Consider the following 20,497-nt stretch of genomic DNA (forward strand, 5'->3'; position numbering starts at 1 on the left):
ATATCACCAATATAAAAAAACCCGCCTGATGGCGGGTTTTGTCTTTGCAATGTCTGGTCGGAATAATATTACATTTATTCGACAGATTGCGGTTTTGTTGCCGGCGCGGTTGCCTGAGTTGCCGCCGCATGGCCACCAGCAGAACCTTTACCTGCAAAATCAAAGGCTGGACGTTCCCACTGACCTTTAGTCGGTGACTCTGGCGCGTAATCCGGTGCCGGTGCTTTGGTCATCGGTGCTGAAGCGTAATGTTTGAACACCACACCTTCAGGGTGAGCGATAGTCGACTGTTGTGGCACAACAGCAACAGGAGCCTCAACCACAACCGTGTCACTGACACTGGCTTCGACAGCGGTTTCTTCAATTAGCGGTTCTTCAATTGTCGATGTTTCAACAACGACTTCGGTCACTGCCTGTGCTTCAGCTACAGCTACAGCGTCTTCCACCACAGTTTCAGCTACAACCGCATCTTCCGCCGGTGTTTCAACAATAGTTGTTTCAATAATAGTTGTTTCAACAACAGCAGTTTCAGCAACAATGGTTTCTTCCACCACCGCTTCTTCAGCAGTTGTATCCTCAATTACCGTTTCCTGAACCACAGGTTCAGCGGTAGCTTCCGCAACGCCAGTTTCTTCAACGTCGGATACTGCTTCAACCGCTGCGGTAGTTTCAGCTTGCACCACCTCAGCGACAGCTTCAACGGTTGGTTCTACAGCAGTTGGCTCAACGGCAACAGGTTCTACAACCACTGGCACGACAACAGGAGCACGGCCAGGAACGGCTGCGGCTGAAGATGAAGAACCACCTGGTTTATGTTGCGCAGCAGGTGTCGGAGTGACAGTTTCAGTCACGGCGACGACGACAGGTGCGGCAACGACTGGGGCTGCTACAATCACGGCCGGAATATTAACCGGGGTCTCTACTGCTGCAACTGCTATTGGCAATGGTTGTTCAACCGGGTTTTCTACAAAAGCAGGTTCAACTGTTTGAGCTACTGGATAACGGACCCACACTTTGCCTGAAGCCATTTCTGGTGAGGCGAAAGCGCCGGCCAGTGGCATAGCAGATTGTGTCGGGTAACGCTCATCACGATAGCGACGACGACGCTGGCCACTGACGCGCAGATGACGAGGTGAGCGGCGTGAACGACGTGGCATACCATTTTCATTATTGGCATTGCGATCGTGAGTAGCTTCATCATCCGCTTGAACAGTCGTTTGTGGCAGTAATTTCACTTCTTCCTGCACAACTGGCGCTGCAATGCTTGCTAGCGGTGCACTAACAGGATTTTCCTGGGCTGCATTTTCCAGCACATTCAGCTCATCATTGGCAGATTGAATACGGACTTTCTGATTCAATTGGCGGCGTTGACGACGCTGCATAACCTGTTGACGTTCTTCTTGCTCAGGTTGCACCTCTTCGACCACACTGACTGCTGCCACTTCTACTTCTGCTTTGACTTCCTGTGGTGCCTGACGTTTATCTTCCTGACGACGGCGCTGACGATCACCGCGACGCTGTGGTTGCTGCTCGTCACGTGGCGCTTTATCCGTTTCAACAACGTCAGTTTGTGCTTGCGGCGCAGTAGTTTGCGCCACTGGACGCTTGTTGCGACGCTGATCTTCACGACCTTCGCGGTTCGCATTGTCACGACCACTGTTGTCACGGCTATTGCTATCACGGCCACTGTTGTCACGTGTGCTGTTATCACGGCCTTCACGTGGTGTACGGTCGCCTCTCTCTTTGCGGCCATTGTTCTGGCGACGAGGATTACGACGATCATTACGGCGGTTTTCGGTGGTTTCGGTTTTCTCGACCTCTACCGGTTTAACTTCTTCTGCTGATGTGCCGAATATACCTTTTAGGCCACTGAACAAACGGCTAAAGAAGCCAGGCTGTTCTGAGGTAGCAGCAGATGCGGTTACTTGTGGCGCAACGCTTGGTTTAGCACTGACGCTAGCAGGTGCGGCTTCCGGTGGTACTTCGGTTGGCAGAGAGAAAGTCGCCAACGCTGGTTGTTCTGGGCGTTTACGCTCAATTGTTGCTTCTTCTAACGGCTGCGCCATTTCTGCTTCATGCAGTTGTGGTAGCAGGTAGCTGAGAGAAGGAACCTCTTCGCCTTTACGTACCCGAAGAACAGAGTAGTGCGGTGTTTGCATCTGATCGTTTGGCACGATCACCGCACGTACACCACCTTGACGTTTTTCAATGGCATTGACGGATTCACGTTTTTCGTTAAGCAGATACGACGCAATCTGTACCGGTACAATGGCGTGAACTTCATGGGTATTTTCTTTCAGCGCTTCTTCTTCAATCAGACGCAGAATAGAAAGTGACAGTGATTCGTTGTCACGAACGGTACCGGTACCGCTACAGCGTGGGCACACGTGGTGGCTTGACTCACCCAGTGACGGGCTAAGACGCTGACGGGACATCTCCAGCAAGCCGAAGCGAGAGATTCGGCCAATCTGGATGCGGGCACGGTCTTGGCGAACGGCATCACGCAGGCGGTTTTCAACTTCACGCTGATGGCGCACTGGTGTCATATCGATGAAGTCGATAACAATCAGGCCACCGAGGTCACGTAAACGTAACTGGCGGGCAATTTCATCAGCGGCTTCAAGGTTGGTGTTAAACGCGGTTTCTTCGATATCGCCACCACGTGTTGCACGCGCGGAGTTGATATCAATTGCCGTCAGGGCTTCGGTGGTATCAATAACGATAGAACCGCCGGAAGGCAGACGTACTTCACGCTGGAACGCTGACTCAATCTGAGACTCAATTTGGTAGTGGCTGAATAAGGGGATTTCACCACTATACAATTTGATTTTGCTACTGAAATCCGGGCGACCCAGAGCGGCGATATGCTCTTTTGCCAGTTCGAGAACTTTAGGGTTATCGATCAGGATCTCGCCGATATCCGGGCGCAAATAATCACGGAAAGCGCGGACAATTACGTTACTTTCCTGATGGATTAAGAATGGCGCAGGGCGACCTTCAGCGGCTTTTTTAATCGCATCCCAATGCTTGAGGCGGAATGACAAGTCCCATTGCAGTGCATCAGCAGATTTGCCAACACCGGCAGTACGGACAATCAGACCCATGCCATCAGGCAATTGCAGGGAGGATAGGGCTTCTTTCAGTTCGGTGCGGTCATCACCCTCAATGCGACGGGAGATACCACCGGCACGTGGGTTGTTCGGCATCAGAACCAAATAACTGCCAGCCAGGCTGATGAAAGTTGTTAGTGCGGCACCTTTATTGCCACGTTCTTCTTTATCAACCTGAACGATAACTTCTTGGCCTTCGCGCAGCACATCTTTGATGTTTGGGCGGCCATGAGAGGAATAATTACTAGGGAAATATTCGCGAGAAATTTCTTTTAGTGGGAGGAAACCATGACGTTCAGCGCCGTAATCAACAAAAGCGGCTTCCAGACTGGGTTCTATTCGGGTGATTTTGCCTTTGTAAATATTCGCTTTTTTCTGTTCATGACCTGGGCTTTCAATATCCAAATCATACAGCCGCTGTCCATCTACAAGGGCAACACGCAACTCTTCTTGCTGAGTTGCGTTAATCAACATTCTTTTCATCTTTAACTTACTCGTTATTTTTACATTGGCGTTAGAACTGCGGGCAAAATAACCTCTATGGCCGGGTAAACCGATGACCCCGAGTCTTCTAGCAAAGCCGTCAACCTCACGGTTGTCGCCTGCATAGGGGCGCATTATTTCGGTAAGCCTGTGTTTCTTTCTGAAAAACAGCGCTTTTATATAAAGGGGCGCTTCTGAATATAAGACAACAGAGCAGACCCACTTGCCGGCCAAGCTGCAACCCGCAGCCCGCTAATTGCTTGATTTCACATTACGTCTTACGCCATTGCTGCGTTTTTGTGTGATCAGGCAAAGTTTATTATTCCACAAGTCTCTTGGTCTAACGAGAATCAACGCAGAATTAGTGACATTATTCCATTGCTGACACTGATATAGCAAGATGACTTTACCTGTCTACGTAAAGATTCTTTTACTGTTTTCACAGCGTTGGCGGCTATCGTTGTCTTATTAAACAATAAATGCGCGCAAACGTTATCTTTAAATAGCCAGACTGACAGTTAAGCACAGAAAAAGGGGTGGCGCTAATTCCTCGGTGTATTTAGAATCGCGCACCATGAAAACGAATAATCCAGTAGTACAATTAATCACCATTTCTGCCGACGAAGCCGGTCAGCGGATCGATAACTTTTTGCTCACTAAATTGAAAGGTGTGCCAAAGAGTATGATCTACCGCATCGTGCGCAAAGGTGAGGTTCGCGTTAATAAAGGGCGCATTAAGCCAGAATATAAACTGGTTGACGGGGATGTGGTCCGGATACCGCCAGTGCGCGTCGCTGAGCGCGAAGAGGTTCAGGTCTCTGCCAAACTTGATAAAGTTGCGGCGTTGGCCGACTGTATTTTATTTGAAGATGACTATCTGTTGGTGTTGAACAAGCCTTCTGGCACGGCGGTTCATGGTGGCAGTGGTTTGAGTTTTGGTGTTATTGAAGCCTTGCGTGCATTGCGCCCCGAAGCCCGCTTCCTTGAATTGGTTCATCGCCTTGACCGTGATACCTCCGGTGTCTTATTGGTAGCGAAAAAACGCTCTGCGCTGCGTTCTTTGCATGAGCAACTGCGGTTAAAAGGGATGCAGAAAGACTATTTGGCATTGGTTCGTGGTCAATGGCAATCTCACTGTAAAGCGGTGCAGGCACCTTTGTTGAAGAATATTATACAAAGTGGCGAGCGAGTGGTGAAAGTCAGCAGCGAGGGCAAACCGTCAGAAACGCGTTTTAAAGTTGAAGAGCGCTTTGAGCATGCAACCTTGGTCAAGGCCAGCCCGATTACTGGTCGTACTCACCAGATCCGCGTACATGCGCTCCATGCGGGTCACCCAATTGCTTTTGATGATCGCTATGGCGACCGTGAATTTGATCAACAATTGCAAGGAACCGGGCTGCATCGTTTATTCTTGCATGCTGCGGCATTACGTTTTGAGCATCCCAATAGCGGTGAAACCATGCGCATTGAAGCGCCACTGGATAATCAGTTACGCCACTGTTTGTTGATATTACGAAAGAAAGCAGCAGAAAAATAAATTGCCGTAATAAATAATTGAAGTAACAGGGTGCAAGTATCAATTGCGCCCTGTTTTGTTATACAGTATTTACAGGAGCGGATTTACTCCTTGCTCAATCAGCATCTCGGTGAGGGCGATTAACGGCAGACCGATAAGTGTATTTGGGTCGCGGCCTGATAATCTATCAAATAGGGTAATACCCAATCCCTCACTTTTAAAACTGCCGGCACAATCCCATGGTTGCTCTCGCGTCAAATAACCGTCTATTTCTGCTTCACTTAGCGTTCGGAAATAAACGTCAAAAGTTTCGCACAGGCAGTTAATGCTGTTGGTTGCTGTATTCAATAGGGCCAGACCGGTATAAAAAGTGACACATTGTCCACTGGCCTGCTGCAATTGCTTCATTGCGTTTGCATAATTGTGGGGTTTCCCGACGATTAATCCGTCAATGACACAGACCTGATCAGAGCCGATTATCAGATGTTGTGGAAAACTCCCCGCCAGTGCCTGTGCTTTTGCACTCGCCAACCGCTGCACTAGCGCGCTGGCTTCTTCACCTGCCTGTGGGCTTTCATCGGTCTGTGGTGCCGCAGTAACAAAAGGTAATTGCAGCTTTTCCAGCAAAGTCCGACGATATGATGAGGTTGAAGCAAGAACCAGTTGCAGCATAATATTTTCCATAAACCGTAGCGTAATTTAATCAGGCATTTTAAACTGTCTGCCGCTTCGGAAGCGAATATTGGTGAAAGGTGCAGTAAAAAGGCCTTTTTCTTTGACTCTATGTCGTTACAAAGTTAATATGCGCGCCCTATGCAAAAGGTAAAATTACCCCTGACCATTGATGCGGTTCGTACCGCTCAGAAACGTTTAGATTACGCAGGTATCTATTCTCCTGAGCAGGTTACACGTGTAGCCGATTCAGTGGTAAGTGTGGACAGCGATGTCGTGGCCTCATTATCGTTTAATATCGATAATCAGCGCCTGGCGGTTATTACAGGTCACGCGGACGTCGATGTAACATTGATGTGTCAGCGCTGTAGTAACACGTTTGCACAACATGTTCATACAACGTATTGTTTTAGCCCGGTCGTCAATGATGAGCAGGCTGAAGCATTACCGGAAGCGTACGAGCCGATCGAAGTCGACGAATTTGGCGAAGTTGATCTGCTGGCTATGATTGAAGACGAAATTATTCTTTCACTGCCTGTCGTTCCGGTACATGATTCTGAACACTGTGAAGTGTCCGAGGCGGACATGGTATTTGGTAAACTGCCTGAAGAGGTGGAGAAACCGAATCCATTTGCCGTATTAGCCAGTTTAAAGAAAGTAATTAAGGAGTAAGGTCAATGGCCGTACAACAGAACAAACCAACTCGTTCCAAACGTGGCATGCGCCGTTCACACGATGCGCTGACCACTGCCACTCTGTCTGTGGACAAAACTTCCGGTGAAACTCACCTGCGTCACCACATCACAGCCGACGGTTTCTACCGTGGCCGCAAGGTTATCGGCTGAGTAGTACTTGCTAATCTTTAGCAAGGCGATACCTTGACTTGTCTAACCCTAGCGTTAGATGCAATGGGTGGGGATTTCGGTCCCCACGTCACAGTGCCTGCTTCATTGCAGGCACTGGCCTCTAATCCACGGCTTAAACTCCTGCTGGTCGGGAATCCCGACACCATCACTCCGTTACTTGTTAATGCCGATCCTTTGTTGCTGGTGAGGTTACAGGTCATCCCTGCTGAGCATGTTATTGCCAGCGATGCTAAACCCTCACAAGCTATTCGTGCCAGTCGTGGTACCTCGATGCGCATAGCGCTGGAGTTGGTCAAAAACGGGGACGCGGCAGCCTGTGTGAGTGCAGGGAATACAGGAGCCTTGATGGGGCTGGCGAAGATGATGATTAAGCCATTAGATGGAATAGAGCGCCCGGCGTTAATGACTGTCATCCCAAACCAGCAACGCAGCAAGACGGTGGTGCTGGATTTAGGGGCTAACGTTGAATGTGATAGTACAATGTTGGTGCAGTTTGCTGTCATGGGTTCGGTGATGGCAGAAGAAGTTGTCGGTATTACCAACCCGCGTGTTGCTTTGCTCAATATCGGCGAAGAAGAAACCAAGGGGTTAGATAATATCCGCGAAGCCGCCGCAGTATTAAGAAATACACCGGCGATCAACTATATTGGTTATCTGGAAGGCAATGATTTGCTTACGGGTAAGACCGATGTGATGGTTTGTGACGGCTTCGTGGGTAACGTCACTCTAAAGACCATGGAAGGTGTGATAAGAATGTTCTTGTCACTGCTCAAATCATCGGGCGAAGGCAGTAAACAGTCCTGGTGGCTTAAACTCATTGGGCGCTGGCTGCAAAAACGTGTGGCAAAACGGTTCGGTCATTTGAACCCCGACCAGTATAATGGTGCATGTCTGTTAGGATTGCGGGGCATTGTAATCAAGAGTCATGGCGCGGCGAATCAACGTGCATTCGCAGTCGCAATCGAACAGGCGGTGCAGGCGGTGCAGCGGCAAGTCCCTCAACGGATAGCCGCGCGCCTTGAAGCGGTATTACCCAAGAGTGACTGATCGTACATGTATACTAAGATTCTCGGTACGGGGAGTTATCTGCCCGTACAAGTGCGCAGCAATGCTGATTTAGAAAAAATGGTGGATACTTCGGACGAGTGGATTGTCACCCGTACAGGTATTCGTGAGCGGCGTATTGCCGGCCTGGATGAAACAGTCGCAACCATGGGTTTCCATGCGGCTGAAAAAGCACTGGAGATGTCTGGCGTTAGTAAGGACCAGATTGGGCTGATTATTGTTGCTACCACCTCTTCAAGCCATGCTTTCCCAAGCTCGGCCTGTCAGGTACAGCAAATGCTGGGTATTAAAGATGCAGCCTCTTTCGATTTGGCAGCAGCCTGTGCGGGCTTTACCTATGCGCTGAGTGTGGCTGACCAATATGTGAAAAGTGGTGCGGTTAAGCATGCCATCGTGATTGGCTCCGATATGTTATCGCGCGCGCTGGACCCAGAAGACCGCGGTACGATTATTCTGTTTGGTGATGGTGCAGGTGCTGTGGTTTTAGGCGCATCTGAACAGCCTGGCATACTGTCAACCCATTTGCATGCCGACGGCAGCTATGGTCAGTTGCTGGCACTGCCGTACCAAGATCGCCAAAAACAAGAGCAACCAGCCTATGTCACCATGGCCGGTAATGAAGTATTTAAAGTCGCGGTGACTGAGCTTGCCCACATTGTGGATGAGACATTGCAGGCCAACAATCTGGAGCGCAGTGCGCTGGATTGGTTAGTGCCGCATCAGGCTAACCTGCGTATTATTACCGCAACGGCGAAGAAGTTAGGCATGGGGATGGATAGAGTGGTGATAACTCTTGATCGTCATGGCAACACCTCTGCGGCATCTGTCCCTGCGGCGCTGGATGAAGCGGTGCGAGATGGGCGTATTCAACGTGGGCAGTTAGTGCTGCTGGAAGCGTTTGGCGGTGGCTTTACCTGGGGCTCTGCGCTGGTTCGCTTTTGATTTAACAGTACCTTTTTTGATTTAACAGGAAAGCAGAATGTCGAAATTTGCAATGGTATTTCCAGGCCAGGGTTCTCAATCCCTTGGCATGCTGGCCGATTTGGCGGCACAATTTCCGATAGTTGAAGCGACTTTCAGTGAAGCGTCGTCGGTACTGGGTTACTCCCTTTGGCAGCTAGTGCAGCAAGGCCCGGCAGACGAATTGAATAAAACGTGGCAGACACAACCGGCATTGCTGGCGGCATCTGTTGCAATTTGGCGTGTCTGGCAACATCAAGGCGGCAAGCTGCCGACAATGATGGCAGGTCATAGCTTGGGTGAATACTCAGCGCTGGTTTGCGCGGGTGTGATTGATTTCAAACAGGCGATCACTCTGGTTGAATTGCGCGGCAAACTGATGCAAGAAGCGGTACCAGCAGGCACCGGCGCAATGTACGCCATCATAGGTCTGGATAATGAATCCATTGCTAAAGCCTGTGAAGAATCAGCACAAGGTCAGGTTGTTTCGCCTGTCAATTTTAACTCGCCAGGCCAGGTCGTGATTGCCGGCAACAAAGAAGCAGTAGAACGCGCAGGGGTTGCTTGTAAAGCGGCCGGAGCCAAGCGCGCCTTGCCTTTACCGGTCAGTGTGCCATCTCATTGTGCGTTAATGAAGCCGGCGGCTGATAAGTTAGCCGAAGCACTGGAAAACATTGAATTCCAGGCGCCATTGTTCCCGGTTGTCAATAATGTTGATGTGAAAACGGAAGTTTCACCAGACGCTATCCGTAGTGCGCTGGTGCGCCAACTCTACAACCCGGTACGTTGGACTGAGAGTGTTGAATTTATGGCAGCAGAAGGTATTGAGCTGCTGTTAGAAGTTGGGCCAGGTAAAGTCTTGACTGGCTTGACCAAGCGTATCGTGGATACTTTAACCGCAGCACCGGTAAACGATGTTGCTACATTGACCAGTGCGCTTGAAAACTAAGAAAGAGGATAACATGAGCTTCGAAGGAAAAATTGCGCTGGTAACCGGCGCGAGCCGTGGGATTGGCCGTGCGATTGCAGAATTATTGGTCGAACGTGGTGCCCGGATTATTGGCACTGCGACCAGTGAGAAGGGTGCAGAAGCGATTAGTGCCTATCTGGGTAGCAATGGCAAAGGCTATATGTTGAACGTCGTGGAACCCGCGTCAATCGATGCTGTTTTGACAGCGATTCGTGCGGAATTTGGCGAAGTTGATATTTTAGTGAATAATGCAGGTATTACGCGTGATAACCTGCTGATGCGTATGAAGGATGAAGAGTGGCAAGATATTATTGACACCGATCTGACTTCTGTATTCCGCCTGTCAAAAGCGGTAATGCGCGCTATGATGAAAAAGCGGTTTGGGCGTATCATCACCATCGGGTCTGTGGTTGGGACAATGGGCAATGCGGGGCAGGTTAACTACGCGGCAGCTAAAGCGGGTCTGATCGGTTTTAGCAAGTCTTTGGCGCGTGAGGTTGCTTCACGTGGCATTACTGTCAACGTTGTGGCACCTGGCTTTATTGAGACGGACATGACGACGGCGTTGACAGATGAACAACGCGCAGGCATTTTAGCCCAAGTACCAGCTAACCGGCTTGGGCAAGCTAAAGAAATCGCCAGCGCTGTTGCATTTTTAGCCTCTGACGAGGCCAGCTACATCTCTGGTGAAACGTTACATGTCAATGGCGGCATGTATATGATTTAAAAATCACGAAAGTATTTGCATTATTTGAGGTGAAAACCGCAAAATAGCGTAAAATCGTGGTTTGACCAGCCGAGATTTAGTTGCATCTTTTTCAACATTTTATACACTACGAAAACCATCGCGAAAGCGAGTTTTGATAGGAAATTTAAGAGTATGAGCACTATCGAAGAACGCGTTAAGAAAATCATCGTTGAACAACTGGGTGTTAAAGAAGACGAAGTGAAGAACAGTGCTTCTTTCGTTGAAGATCTTGGCGCGGATTCTCTGGACACCGTTGAGCTGGTAATGGCTCTGGAAGAAGAATTTGATACTGAGATTCCAGACGAAGAAGCAGAGAAAATCACTACTGTTCAGGCAGCTATTGATTTTATCAACGCTAACCAGCAGTAAGCGAACATGCTTTAAGTTTAGATAGTTAGGCGGTCACTCGACCGCCTAAGTTTTTTTTGTCCTAAGTGTTATTTTCCCTCCTTGGAGGACAACCGTGTCTAAGCGTCGAGTTGTTGTGACTGGACTGGGCATGTTGTCTCCTGTCGGTAATACAGTAGAATCCACATGGAACGCTGTTCTTGCCGGGCAGAGTGGCATCAGCCTGATCGACCATTTCGATACTAGTGCCTATGCAACGAAATTTGCTGGCTTAGTAAAAGATTTTAATTGTGAAGAGTTCATTTCGCGTAAAGATGCACGCAAAATGGATGCATTCATACAGTACGGCATTGTTGCTGGCATGCAAGCCATGCAAGACTCAGGGCTTGAAATAACCGAAGCCAATGCTCCTCGTATCGGTGCCGCTATTGGTTCTGGTATTGGTGGGTTGGGTCTGATTGAAGAGAACCACACCGCGCTGGTGAATGGTGGGCCACGTAAAATTAGCCCGTTCTTCGTGCCATCAACCATTGTTAACATGATTGCCGGCCATCTGACCATTATGTGTGGTATGCGTGGGCCAAGTATTTCTATCGCGACTGCCTGTACTTCTGGTGTGCATAACATCGGTCAAGCGGCACGTATCATTGCTTACAATGATGCGGATGTCATGCTGGCAGGTGGCGCTGAAAAAGCCAGTACTCCACTGGGTGTCGGTGGTTTTGGTGCCGCTCGTGCATTGTCTACTCGTAACGATAATCCGCAAGCCGCAAGCCGCCCGTGGGATAAAGACCGTGATGGTTTCGTTCTGGGTGACGGCGCAGGCATGATGGTGCTGGAAGAGTACGAGCACGCGAAGAAACGTGGTGCAAGAATCTATGCTGAAGTTGTTGGGTTTGGGATGAGCAGCGATGCCTATCACATGACCTCTCCACCGGAAGACGGTTCAGGAGCAGCGCTGGCAATGGTGAATGCATTACGTGATGCGGGTGTGACCGCATCTCAAATCGGCTATATCAATGCCCATGGCACATCGACTCCTGCTGGCGACAAAGCCGAAACGCAGGCAGTTAAGTCTGTATTTGGTGAAGATGCCCGCAAAGTGATGGTCAGTTCCACCAAATCCATGACTGGGCACTTGTTAGGTGCAGCCGGTGCGGTTGAGTCTATCTTCACTGTGCTGGCGTTGCGTGATCAAGCTATTCCGCCAACCATTAATCTGGATAACCCGGATGAAGGTTGTGATTTGGATTTTGTTCCGCATGAAGCCCGTCAGGTAAAAGATATGGAGTACACCTTGTGTAACTCCTTCGGCTTCGGTGGCACTAACGGTTCTTTAGTTTTCCGCAAGGTCTAACTTCTGCTGTTAAGCTTCTGCTGCTAAAAAGGCCCGGTTTTCCGGGTCTTTTATTAGGTTAACCCCGCATCACTTAATGGCTCAACGTGAGTGCTGTCACCGCTAACGTCGCGCCACAGTGCCAAGTAAGAAAGAGATAACATCCCGCCATAATCACTGTCTTAATAAGAGATAAATCTGAAAACAGCCATTGACTAAATCTGCTACTGTCGCCATGTACAATTTTTATTTATGTACAGTATATATTTACTGGCAAGGTATATTTAGCAACTGAATGTATGGCAAACAATACCCCTCCCATTTAAAGAGAGTCTGAATGTTCTGGATTAATGGTATAGAGCAAAATTTGATTTCAGCGTCAGACCGCTCAGTGCAGTTTGGTGATGGCTGCTTTACGACGGCAAGGGTATCTCATGGTCGGGTAGTGTGGCTTGATAAACATATACTGCGCCTGCAACAGGCAACCGAACGCTTGTTGATGCCGACAGTAAACTGGAATGCCTTGACTAAGGAAATGGTCAAGGCGGCAAACCATACTGAAGATGGGGTACTGAAAGTGATTATTAGCCGGGGTAGCGGTGGGCGCGGCTACAGCGGTACTGCTTGTCAGCACCCTACGCGCATTATTTCGCTTAGTGATTATCCGGCGCATTATCATAGTTGGCGTGAGCGGGGTATTTCATTGGCATTAAGCCCGGTGACATTAGCTCGCAGCCCATTGCTGGCGGGTGTTAAGCACCTGAATCGCCTTGAGCAAGTGTTGATTCGTGCGCATCTTGAGCAGACAGAGGCTGATGAGGCACTGGTGCTTGACACTGCGGGCCTGCTGGTGGAATGCTGTGCGGCTAATTTATTCTGGCGTAAAGGTGGTGCAATATTTACCCCGGACTTAAGCCAGTCGGGTGTTGATGGCATCATGCGCCAGATGATTATTACCTGTCTGGCCGGGCATGGGCAGCAGGTAGCGATTGTGGCGCAGCCACTGGAGGCACTGGCTGATGCGGATGAAATTATCGTGTGCAACGCGCTGATGCCGCTACTGTCTGTGAACCGCGCCGATAAATGGCTTTATCACTCGCGTCAGTTGTTTGATTTCCTGAATCAGTATTGTTGCGATGCATAACTGATGGTCTCAGCAGCATGTTGGTTTTAATGTATAGCGTAGATGACTACCTTTAATTTGAAGATGGCCACCCGATGAAAATAAAAAGCACCCGAGTTGTAATCCTTTTTGCCGCTATCTGTTTGGGATTAGTGCTGTTGGGTTATCAGAAAATACAACACTTTGCGGACCAGCCGCTGGCTATCCAGCAAGAAACCATCTTTAAACTCCCCGCCGGTACGGGGCGGGTCGCATTGGAGAATTTACTGCAACGTGACCACGTGATTAAAAACACCCGTTTGTTCCCCTGGCTGTTACGTATAGAGCCTGAGTTGGCAAAATTTAAGGCGGGGACTTACCGTTTTACCCCTGGCATGACGGTGCGCGGCATGCTGGAATTACTCGCCAGTGGTAAAGAAGCACAATTTACCGTGCGCTTTATTGAGGGCAAGCGGCTACGTGACTGGCTGGATGAGTTGCAGCAGTCGAAATACGTAAAACATGTTTTGGCCGGCAAAAGTGATAGTGAGATTGCGGTGTTACTGGGGTTAAAAGACAGTGATCACCCTGAGGGTTGGCTCTATCCTGATACCTACTCCTATACCGCCGGGACGACTGATCTGGCCTTACTCAAACGTGCCCATGCGAAGATGGAAAAGACGGTTGATGAAATTTGGCAAGGGCGAGAGGAATCTTTACCCTATAAGACACCGGGTGAGCTGGTCACCATGGCATCTATCATCGAAAAAGAAACCGCAGTAAATGAAGAACGCACTAAAGTCGCATCGGTGTTTATTAACCGTCTGCGGATTGGTATGCGCCTGCAAACTGACCCTACAGTCATTTATGGTATGGGTGACAAGTATAATGGCAACATTAGTCGTAAAGACTTAGATACACCAACACCTTATAATACCTATGTGATTTCTGGTTTGCCGCCCACCCCAATAGCCATGCCGGGGCTGGCATCACTGACGGCTGCCGCGCATCCGGCCAAAACCGCCTATCTCTACTTTGTGGCAGATGGTAAGGGCGGGCATACATTTACCACCAATTTAGCCAGTCATAACCAAGCGGTACGGGTCTATCGTCAATCGCTTAAGGATAAAAATGAACAGTAAATTTATCGTTATTGAAGGGCTGGAAGGGGCAGGGAAAACCACCGCCAGAGACACCGTGGTTGCCACGCTGCGCGCCCAAGGGATTAACGATATTGTTTTTACCCGAGAGCCGGGTGGGACACCATTGGCAGAAAAACTGCGTGATTTGATTAAACAAGGTATTGATGGTGAAGTCCTGACAGATAAAGCCGAAGTGCTGATGCTGTATGCCGCGCGAGTACAATTAGTTGAGAATGTAATTAAACCGGCGCTGGCTCGAGGCAGTTGGGTGGTGGGTGATCGCCATGATCTCTCATCTCAGGCGTATCAGGGAGGAGGGCGTGGCATTGATAGCCAACTGATGACGTCACTGCGTGATACCGTATTGGGTGAATTCCGCCCTGATCTAACGCTGTATCTTGATCTGCCGCCTGTGGTCGGTTTAGCACGCGCTCGTGCCCGTGGCGAGTTGGATCGTATTGAACAAGAGTCGCTGGCCTTTTTTGAACGCACGCGGGCACGCTATCTCGAACTGGCCGCCGCTGATAGCAGCATAAAAACCATCGATGCCTCCCAATCTCTTGAGCAAGTGAGCACATCAATCAGCCGGGTACTGACTCAATGGCTGGCCAGCTGGGAAACCGCATAATGAAATGGTATCCGTGGCTTACGGCCCCTTATCGCCAGTTGATAGGGCAGCATACTGCCGGGCGCGGGCACCACGCGTTATTACTCCACTCCTTGCCCGGTAATGGCGAAGAGGCGTTGATTTATGGCCTCAGTCGCTGGCTAATGTGCCAGCAGCGGCAAGGTGAGAAAAGTTGTGGTGAATGCCATAGCTGCCGTTTAATGCTGGCGGGTAACCACCCGGACTGGTATGTACTGGCACCGGAAAAAGGTAAAAGCAGTATTGGGGTCGAATTGGTGCGTCAGCAGATAGATAAGCTCTATTCCCATGCACAACAAGGTGGGGCTAAGGTGGTGTGGTTGCCACACGCCGAACTGTTGACCGATGCGGCGGCAAATGCCTTATTGAAAACCTTGGAAGAGCCACCGGAGAAAACCTATTTCCTGCTGGACTGCCATCAACCCGCCAGTTTGTTAGCTACGCTGCGTAGCCGCTGTTTTTACTGGTATTTAGCCTGCCCAGATACCGCACTCAGTTTGCAATGGCTGCAACGCCAGACTCAAGCAGAACCGGTGACGGCACTGGCCGCGCTTAAATTGAGTGAGGGCGCACCCTTGGCAGCCGAGCGGTTGTTGCAACCGGAGCGCTGGACTCTACGAACTGCGCTGTGTAGCGCGCTCAGTAGTGCATTGAACAGTTCGGATCTACTGTCATTGTTAGTGCAGTTGAACCATGATGATGCAGCTGAACGCCTCCAATGGCTCTCTTCGCTGCTGCTGGATGCTTTGAAATGGCAACAAGGTGCTGGCGAGTTTGCTGTTAATCAGGATCAATTGCCGCTGGTACAACAGTTGGCACGCGTAGCCACCACACTGGTGTTGCTTCAGTCAACGCAACAACTGGCAAAATGCCGTCATCAATTACTATCTGTCGTCGGTGTCAACCGTGAATTGTTACTCACTGAGTTGTTACTTAACTGGGAAACCGCGTTATCCACCGGCACCTATTCCACCTCACCTTGATTGTACACTCAACGTAATTGGCGTTGCAGCGGCTGGCCGAAGGATGGGCCGAGTAACGAATATAGCGAGCGCCCCTGCGGCTTCAATTATGAAAAGTATGGAAGAGTTTAATATTATGTTGTTAGTAGATTCACACTGCCATCTTGATAGCCTTGATTACCAGACGTTGCACAGCAGCGTCGATGATGTATTAGCCAAAGCAAATGCGCGAGATGTCGGTTTCGTCCTGGCGGTAGCCACTACGTTACCGAGCTTTTCTGCCATGACATCCCTTATTGGCGAACGCCAAAATGTGGCATTTTCATGTGGTGTTCATCCGTTGAATCTCGATGGTGGCTATGATTTTCAGCAACTCAGAAGCCTGGCTGCGGCAGATAATGTGGTGGCGATGGGCGAGACCGGGCTGGATTATTTTTATCAGCAAGATAATATCCCGCTGCAACAAGCCTCTTTCCGTGAACATATTCGTATTGGTCGCGAATTAAACAAACCGGTGATTGTGCATACCCGCGATGCGCGTGAAGATACACTCGCAATTTTGCAGGAAGAGCAGGCGCAGGAGTGTGGTGGTGTTTTACATTGCTTTACAGAAGACAAAGCCACGGCAGCAACGCTATTAGACCTCGGTTTTTATATCTCATTCTCGGGGATTCTCACTTTTCGTAATGCGGAACAACTGCGTGATGTGGCCCGTTATGTTCCGCTGGATCGGATATTAGTAGAAACCGATTCACCTTATCTGGCCCCGGTTCCCCACCGTGGCAAAGAGAATCAACCAGCCTATGTCCGTGATGTTGCAGAGTATATGGCAGTGCTGAAAGGCGTGAGTCTTGAATCACTGGCGCAGGCGACGACTGACAACTTCTGCCGGTTATTTCATCTGGACCCTTCCCGGCTCGCCAGTGAAAATAGTTAGCCTCCTTCATAATACTTTTTTTTAAGCTCGTAATTAATCCCCGGAACGAGTAATGTTCTCACCCGATTTATTGGGTGAGGGCAGGTCTTGTTGACGTTTTTTTACAAAAAATGCGCGATTTGATGCAAATTAAGCGCTTTCTTGAAAGAAACGTGACTGCCATCAAACATTAAGCAGGCTATTTATTTTACTCTTCGTAAAAATTAAAAGGGTGCTTTAGACACCCTTATTCGCAAAGGCTTACTCCCCCCTTTGTAATGCCAATAAACGCTAGAAACAGCAGAAAAGCACTATTACTCAGGAGCACACTCAACTATGTTTAAGAACGCATTTGCAAACCTGCAAAAGGTAGGTAAATCGCTAATGCTACCGGTATCCGTCTTACCCATCGCAGGTATTCTGCTGGGTGTCGGTTCCGCGAATTTTAGCTGGCTACCAACAGTAGTCTCTCACGTAATGGCAGAAGCGGGCGGTTCCGTCTTTGCTAACATGGCATTAATCTTTGCTATTGGCGTTGCACTCGGCTTTACCAATAACGACGGTGTATCCGCGTTGGCGGCAGTTGTTGCTTACGGCATCATGGTGAAAACCATGGCTGTGGTAGCGCCTCTGGTCTTGCATCTGCCAGCAGAAGAAATTGCGGCCAAACATTTAGCCGATACTGGGGTACTGGGCGGGATTATTGCAGGTGCTATAGCCGCCTACATGTTCAACCGCTTCTACCGTATTCAGTTACCTGAATATCTCGGTTTCTTTGCGGGCAAACGCTTTGTTCCGATTATTTCTGGTTTCACCGCTATTTTCGTTGGTGTGATCCTGTCCTTCGTATGGCCACCTATCGGTACTGCGATCCAGACCTTCTCCCAATGGGCGGCTTACCAGAACTCAGTCGTTGCTTTTGGTATCTACGGCGTAGTTGAACGTGCGCTGGTACCATTCGGTCTGCACCATATCTGGAACGTACCATTCCAAATGCAAATTGGTGAATACACCAACGCAGCAGGTCAGGTGTTCCACGGTGACATTCCACGTTACATGGCGGGTGACCCAACTGCCGGTAAACTGTCTGGTGGCTTCCTGTTCAAAATGTACGGTCTGCCAGCCGCTGCGATTGCGATTTGGCATTCAGCCAAGCCGGAAAACCGCGCTAAAGTGGGCGGGATCATGATCTCCGCAGCACTGACCTCATTCCTGACGGGTATCACCGAACCAATTGAATTCTCCTTCATGTTCGTGGCACCAATTTTGTATGTTATCCATGCAATTTTGGCTGGTCTGGCGTTCCCAATCTGTATTCTGCTTGGAATGCGTGACGGTACCAGCTTCTCCCATGGTTTGATTGACTTCATTGTTCTCAGTGGTAACAGTAGCCGTATCTGGCTGTTCCCTCTGGTGGGTATTTGCTACGGTCTGGTGTACTACACCATCTTCCGTGTGCTGATTACCAAACTGGACCTGAAAACACCGGGTCGTGAAGAGACAACCACTGAGCAAACTGTCCAGGGCGGCACAGAAATGTCAGCGGCACTGGTAAATGCGTTTGGTGGTAAAGAGAACATCACTAACCTGGATGCTTGTATTACCCGTCTGCGTGTCAGCGTGGCGGATGTCTCCAAGGTTGACCAACCTGGTCTGAAGCGACTGGGTGCTGCGGGTGTAGTGGTGGCAGGGTCTGGTGTTCAGGCTATCTTCGGGACTAAATCAGATAACCTGAAAACAGATATGGACGAGTATATTCGTAACCATTAATTCAGGTTTGGGGAGTGCAAAGGGGAGGCGAAAGCCTCCCTTTTTTTGTTGGAAAAACGTTACTGTGGTTATAACCATGTCGTCTGGAAATCAAACCAACCAAGGTTATTCAGATGTGCGCCCTGAGCCTGCGGTGGGGCTTTCAGGCGCATCCAGTGATGGAATAATGGCTGTAACCAGCCGTCAGCTATAACCTCTCTGACTAATTGCTCGGTACTGAGGGACTGGTTACGCCAGTTGTGCAGGTATGTCTGCAAACGCATCTCATCACCACCTACAATAGATTGGCGCAATAGCGGCATACCCAGTAACCATGCCCCGATATTCCACTCTTCTGGAACTGCAAAATTCACCGTCCCCAGCCACAAATCAACATCGGCATCGCCCTTGGCCCAGGTGGCGTAATCAAGCTCTGATACCACTAGCCTAATCCCCTGTGCTGCCAAAATATGCGACATTTCCGTAACCAGCATCGTATATTCTGGGTGTTGGGCATGATAGGCCAAGGTTAACACCGGGCTGTCATCAGCCATTGTCGTCGCGGCGAAAGGAGAACTTTTATCTCCTGAATGCATTGAGTGGAACCATGTCGGTAAAACACTGCTGGCGGGTACCCAGAACGGGCGAATTGGTTCAATCAACCGTTGGGTAACGTTATATGGATTGAGTACCTCTCGCAGCCAACGGCGTTGCTCTATGTGGTGCCAATGGGGTGAGCGGCTGTCACATAACAGAAAATATCCACCCCGTTCCAAAAACATCTCTTGGGTTGAATCTGAAGGTTTACCCGTCAGGCTGGCAGCGAATCCAGCGACATAATCAATATCACTGATACTGGAGCTTAGCCACGTTGCACTCTGAATATGATCAATACTCAGTTGCTCAGCGAGTACAGTTGGCGTTTGCGTATGCTGACGGGCCAGATCAGGGAAGATAAGGACTTCAACTTCATCCAGCAGGCCACGAAAACCAAAATAGTGGTCAAAGGATTTTATCTGCAAATGCCAATCATCATTTTCGGCGACCCGATAAGGGCCGGTGCCTACCGGATAAGACGCAAAATCGGGTCGTGAGGCGTGGTCGCTCGGCAAAATCAGTGCTGCGTGGTGAGTCAGCAATAGCGCAAGCTGCGGGTCGGGTTGATTCAGTTCGATAATGACACTCAGTGGCCCATATGCGCTGACGTATTGAATATGTGAAAATAGCGGCAAGTCAGTACAACGCATCAATGAGTTGACCACATCATGGCTGGAAAGCTCGCGACCATCATGAAACTGTACGCCAGGGCGTAAGTAAAAGCGCCAGTGTAATGGGTCCAACATGCGCCATTGATGGGCTAAATCGGTGGCAACTTGGCCGTTTTCCTCATTTATCCGCGTCAGACCATTAAAGATCTGCCGAACTAAATGTAATTCAGATCGGCGCAGTGGGGTTCCAGGATAAAGGTTAGCCATGGCGCGGTAGTAGGGAATTCGCAAGGCTTGATAGTCATCACGTATCCGGTACCCCAACTTGGTTCGGAGCAACGGGGTAATAAGCTGCTTATCTTCTCCCAGTAGCGCAATGGCCTCGTTGAAATCGCCTGAATCCAATAACTGTTCCGCTTTTTCAATCAATAGTTGATGAGTGTTCCGCAATAGTTGTAAATGTGAACGGCGACCACGGCCAGCTTCTGACTGCCATATTAACCAGCCAGCCTGTTGCATTTTAACCAGCAATGTCCGCATATGGCGCTTAGTGCAGCTAAGCTTGTCGGCTAATTCTTGCAGTGTAATCGTAACCTGTTGCACCCCAACCACGCCCAATAAGCGTAAATATTGTTGCTCAAGACGTCGACTGACCATAAAAGAGGATCTCTATTGAATGAATCTCAGCAGTTTTTAAT

General features: G+C 49.5%; 18 protein-coding genes. 15 read left to right on the plus strand and 3 right to left on the minus strand.

The features are described from left to right. Window positions 1–74 precede the first annotated feature (74 nt). Complete coding sequence (gene rne / locus V1955_RS08725; protein ID WP_442820797.1) at window positions 75–3,593, minus strand: ribonuclease E; 3,519 nt, start codon at window positions 3,591–3,593, stop codon at window positions 75–77. Window positions 3,594–4,167: 574 nt separating this feature from the next. On the opposite strand from rne, the gene rluC reads away from it, so the two are divergent. Further along, entirely contained in the window at window positions 4,168–5,130 is a 963-nt protein-coding gene (rluC, locus tag V1955_RS08730) for a 23S rRNA pseudouridine(955/2504/2580) synthase RluC (RefSeq protein WP_083163572.1), read from the plus strand. A gap of 69 nt (window positions 5,131–5,199) precedes the next feature. On the opposite strand, the gene V1955_RS08735 is transcribed toward rluC, so the two are convergent. Beyond that, entirely contained in the window at window positions 5,200–5,781 is a 582-nt protein-coding gene (locus tag V1955_RS08735) for a Maf family protein (RefSeq protein WP_083158517.1), read from the minus strand. A gap of 141 nt (window positions 5,782–5,922) precedes the next feature. Between V1955_RS08735 and yceD the strand changes: the two genes are divergently transcribed. The 14 genes from yceD (at window position 5,923) to ptsG (ending at window position 18,612) form a co-directional block, all read left to right on the plus strand. Beyond that, the gene (gene yceD, locus V1955_RS08740; RefSeq protein WP_083158518.1) at window positions 5,923–6,453 is read left to right on the plus strand and encodes a 23S rRNA accumulation protein YceD; all 531 of its coding nucleotides are present in this window, start codon (window positions 5,923–5,925) and stop codon (window positions 6,451–6,453) included. A 5-nt stretch (window positions 6,454–6,458) separates the two neighbouring features. Continuing rightward, on the plus strand, window positions 6,459–6,626 hold the full coding sequence (rpmF, locus tag V1955_RS08745) for a 50S ribosomal protein L32 (RefSeq protein WP_002210931.1): 168 nt from the start codon (window positions 6,459–6,461) through the stop codon (window positions 6,624–6,626). A gap of 33 nt (window positions 6,627–6,659) precedes the next feature. After that, window positions 6,660–7,694: a phosphate acyltransferase PlsX gene (plsX, locus tag V1955_RS08750; RefSeq protein WP_083158519.1), complete on the plus strand. Its 1,035-nt coding sequence runs from the start codon at window positions 6,660–6,662 to the stop codon at window positions 7,692–7,694. A gap of 6 nt (window positions 7,695–7,700) precedes the next feature. Beyond that, window positions 7,701–8,654, plus strand: coding sequence for a beta-ketoacyl-ACP synthase III (locus V1955_RS08755; protein ID WP_083158520.1), 954 nt, complete (start codon window positions 7,701–7,703; stop codon window positions 8,652–8,654). Between the two features lie 37 nt (window positions 8,655–8,691). Further along, entirely contained in the window at window positions 8,692–9,621 is a 930-nt protein-coding gene (fabD, locus tag V1955_RS08760) for an ACP S-malonyltransferase (protein WP_083158521.1), read from the plus strand. Between the two features lie 13 nt (window positions 9,622–9,634). After that, window positions 9,635–10,369: a 3-oxoacyl-ACP reductase FabG gene (fabG, locus tag V1955_RS08765; RefSeq protein WP_442820798.1), complete on the plus strand. Its 735-nt coding sequence runs from the start codon at window positions 9,635–9,637 to the stop codon at window positions 10,367–10,369. A gap of 153 nt (window positions 10,370–10,522) precedes the next feature. Continuing rightward, complete coding sequence (gene acpP / locus V1955_RS08770; RefSeq protein WP_002220787.1) at window positions 10,523–10,759, plus strand: acyl carrier protein; 237 nt, start codon at window positions 10,523–10,525, stop codon at window positions 10,757–10,759. Window positions 10,760–10,853: 94 nt separating this feature from the next. After that, complete coding sequence (gene fabF / locus V1955_RS08775; protein WP_442820799.1) at window positions 10,854–12,095, plus strand: beta-ketoacyl-ACP synthase II; 1,242 nt, start codon at window positions 10,854–10,856, stop codon at window positions 12,093–12,095. Window positions 12,096–12,411: 316 nt separating this feature from the next. After that, window positions 12,412–13,218 carry an aminodeoxychorismate lyase gene (gene pabC, locus V1955_RS08780; protein ID WP_442820800.1) on the plus strand — a complete coding sequence of 269 codons (807 nt, stop codon included), beginning with the start codon at window positions 12,412–12,414 and terminating at the stop codon, window positions 13,216–13,218. A gap of 74 nt (window positions 13,219–13,292) precedes the next feature. Further along, on the plus strand, window positions 13,293–14,318 hold the full coding sequence (gene mltG, locus V1955_RS08785) for an endolytic transglycosylase MltG (protein ID WP_083158525.1): 1,026 nt from the start codon (window positions 13,293–13,295) through the stop codon (window positions 14,316–14,318). Beyond that, complete coding sequence (gene tmk / locus V1955_RS08790) at window positions 14,308–14,946, plus strand: dTMP kinase (protein WP_442820801.1); 639 nt, start codon at window positions 14,308–14,310, stop codon at window positions 14,944–14,946. Before mltG ends, tmk begins: the two co-directional genes overlap by 11 nt. After that, window positions 14,946–15,947, plus strand: coding sequence for a DNA polymerase III subunit delta' (gene holB / locus V1955_RS08795; RefSeq protein ID WP_420072952.1), 1,002 nt, complete (start codon window positions 14,946–14,948; stop codon window positions 15,945–15,947). Before tmk ends, holB begins: the two co-directional genes overlap by 1 nt. Before the next feature lie 115 nt (window positions 15,948–16,062). Further along, window positions 16,063–16,863 (plus strand): metal-dependent hydrolase, encoded by an 801-nt coding sequence (locus V1955_RS08800; RefSeq protein ID WP_442821435.1) that lies wholly within the window; start codon window positions 16,063–16,065, stop codon window positions 16,861–16,863. A gap of 315 nt (window positions 16,864–17,178) precedes the next feature. Then, the gene (gene ptsG, locus V1955_RS08805) at window positions 17,179–18,612 is read left to right on the plus strand and encodes a PTS glucose transporter subunit IIBC (protein WP_083158528.1); all 1,434 of its coding nucleotides are present in this window, start codon (window positions 17,179–17,181) and stop codon (window positions 18,610–18,612) included. Between the two features lie 68 nt (window positions 18,613–18,680). Here the strand turns inward: ptsG and V1955_RS08810 are convergent, their stop codons facing one another. Continuing rightward, on the minus strand, window positions 18,681–20,456 hold the full coding sequence (locus V1955_RS08810) for an SgrR family transcriptional regulator (RefSeq protein ID WP_442820802.1): 1,776 nt from the start codon (window positions 20,454–20,456) through the stop codon (window positions 18,681–18,683). Between the last annotated feature and the right edge of the window lie 41 nt (window positions 20,457–20,497).

The organism is Yersinia sp. 2545 StPb PI, from assembly GCF_052217125.1.
Taxonomy (GTDB): Bacteria; Pseudomonadota; Gammaproteobacteria; order Enterobacterales; family Enterobacteriaceae; genus Yersinia; species Yersinia enterocolitica_E.

Coding starts and splice junctions, on each gene's coding strand:
- rne (WP_442820797.1), bottom strand. CDS start 3,593: ATGAAAAGAATGTTGATTAACGCAACTCAGCAAGAAGAGTTGCGTGTT.
- rluC (WP_083163572.1), top strand. CDS start 4,168: ATGAAAACGAATAATCCAGTAGTACAATTAATCACCATTTCTGCCGAC.
- V1955_RS08735 (WP_083158517.1), bottom strand. CDS start 5,781: ATGCTGCAACTGGTTCTTGCTTCAACCTCATCATATCGTCGGACTTTG.
- yceD (WP_083158518.1), top strand. CDS start 5,923: ATGCAAAAGGTAAAATTACCCCTGACCATTGATGCGGTTCGTACCGCT.
- rpmF (WP_002210931.1), top strand. CDS start 6,459: ATGGCCGTACAACAGAACAAACCAACTCGTTCCAAACGTGGCATGCGC.
- V1955_RS08755 (WP_083158520.1), top strand. CDS start 7,701: ATGTATACTAAGATTCTCGGTACGGGGAGTTATCTGCCCGTACAAGTG.
- fabD (WP_083158521.1), top strand. CDS start 8,692: ATGTCGAAATTTGCAATGGTATTTCCAGGCCAGGGTTCTCAATCCCTT.
- fabG (WP_442820798.1), top strand. CDS start 9,635: ATGAGCTTCGAAGGAAAAATTGCGCTGGTAACCGGCGCGAGCCGTGGG.
- acpP (WP_002220787.1), top strand. CDS start 10,523: ATGAGCACTATCGAAGAACGCGTTAAGAAAATCATCGTTGAACAACTG.
- pabC (WP_442820800.1), top strand. CDS start 12,412: ATGTTCTGGATTAATGGTATAGAGCAAAATTTGATTTCAGCGTCAGAC.
- mltG (WP_083158525.1), top strand. CDS start 13,293: ATGAAAATAAAAAGCACCCGAGTTGTAATCCTTTTTGCCGCTATCTGT.
- tmk (WP_442820801.1), top strand. CDS start 14,308: ATGAACAGTAAATTTATCGTTATTGAAGGGCTGGAAGGGGCAGGGAAA.
- holB (WP_420072952.1), top strand. CDS start 14,946: ATGAAATGGTATCCGTGGCTTACGGCCCCTTATCGCCAGTTGATAGGG.
- V1955_RS08800 (WP_442821435.1), top strand. CDS start 16,063: ATGTTGTTAGTAGATTCACACTGCCATCTTGATAGCCTTGATTACCAG.
- ptsG (WP_083158528.1), top strand. CDS start 17,179: ATGTTTAAGAACGCATTTGCAAACCTGCAAAAGGTAGGTAAATCGCTA.
- V1955_RS08810 (WP_442820802.1), bottom strand. CDS start 20,456: ATGGTCAGTCGACGTCTTGAGCAACAATATTTACGCTTATTGGGCGTG.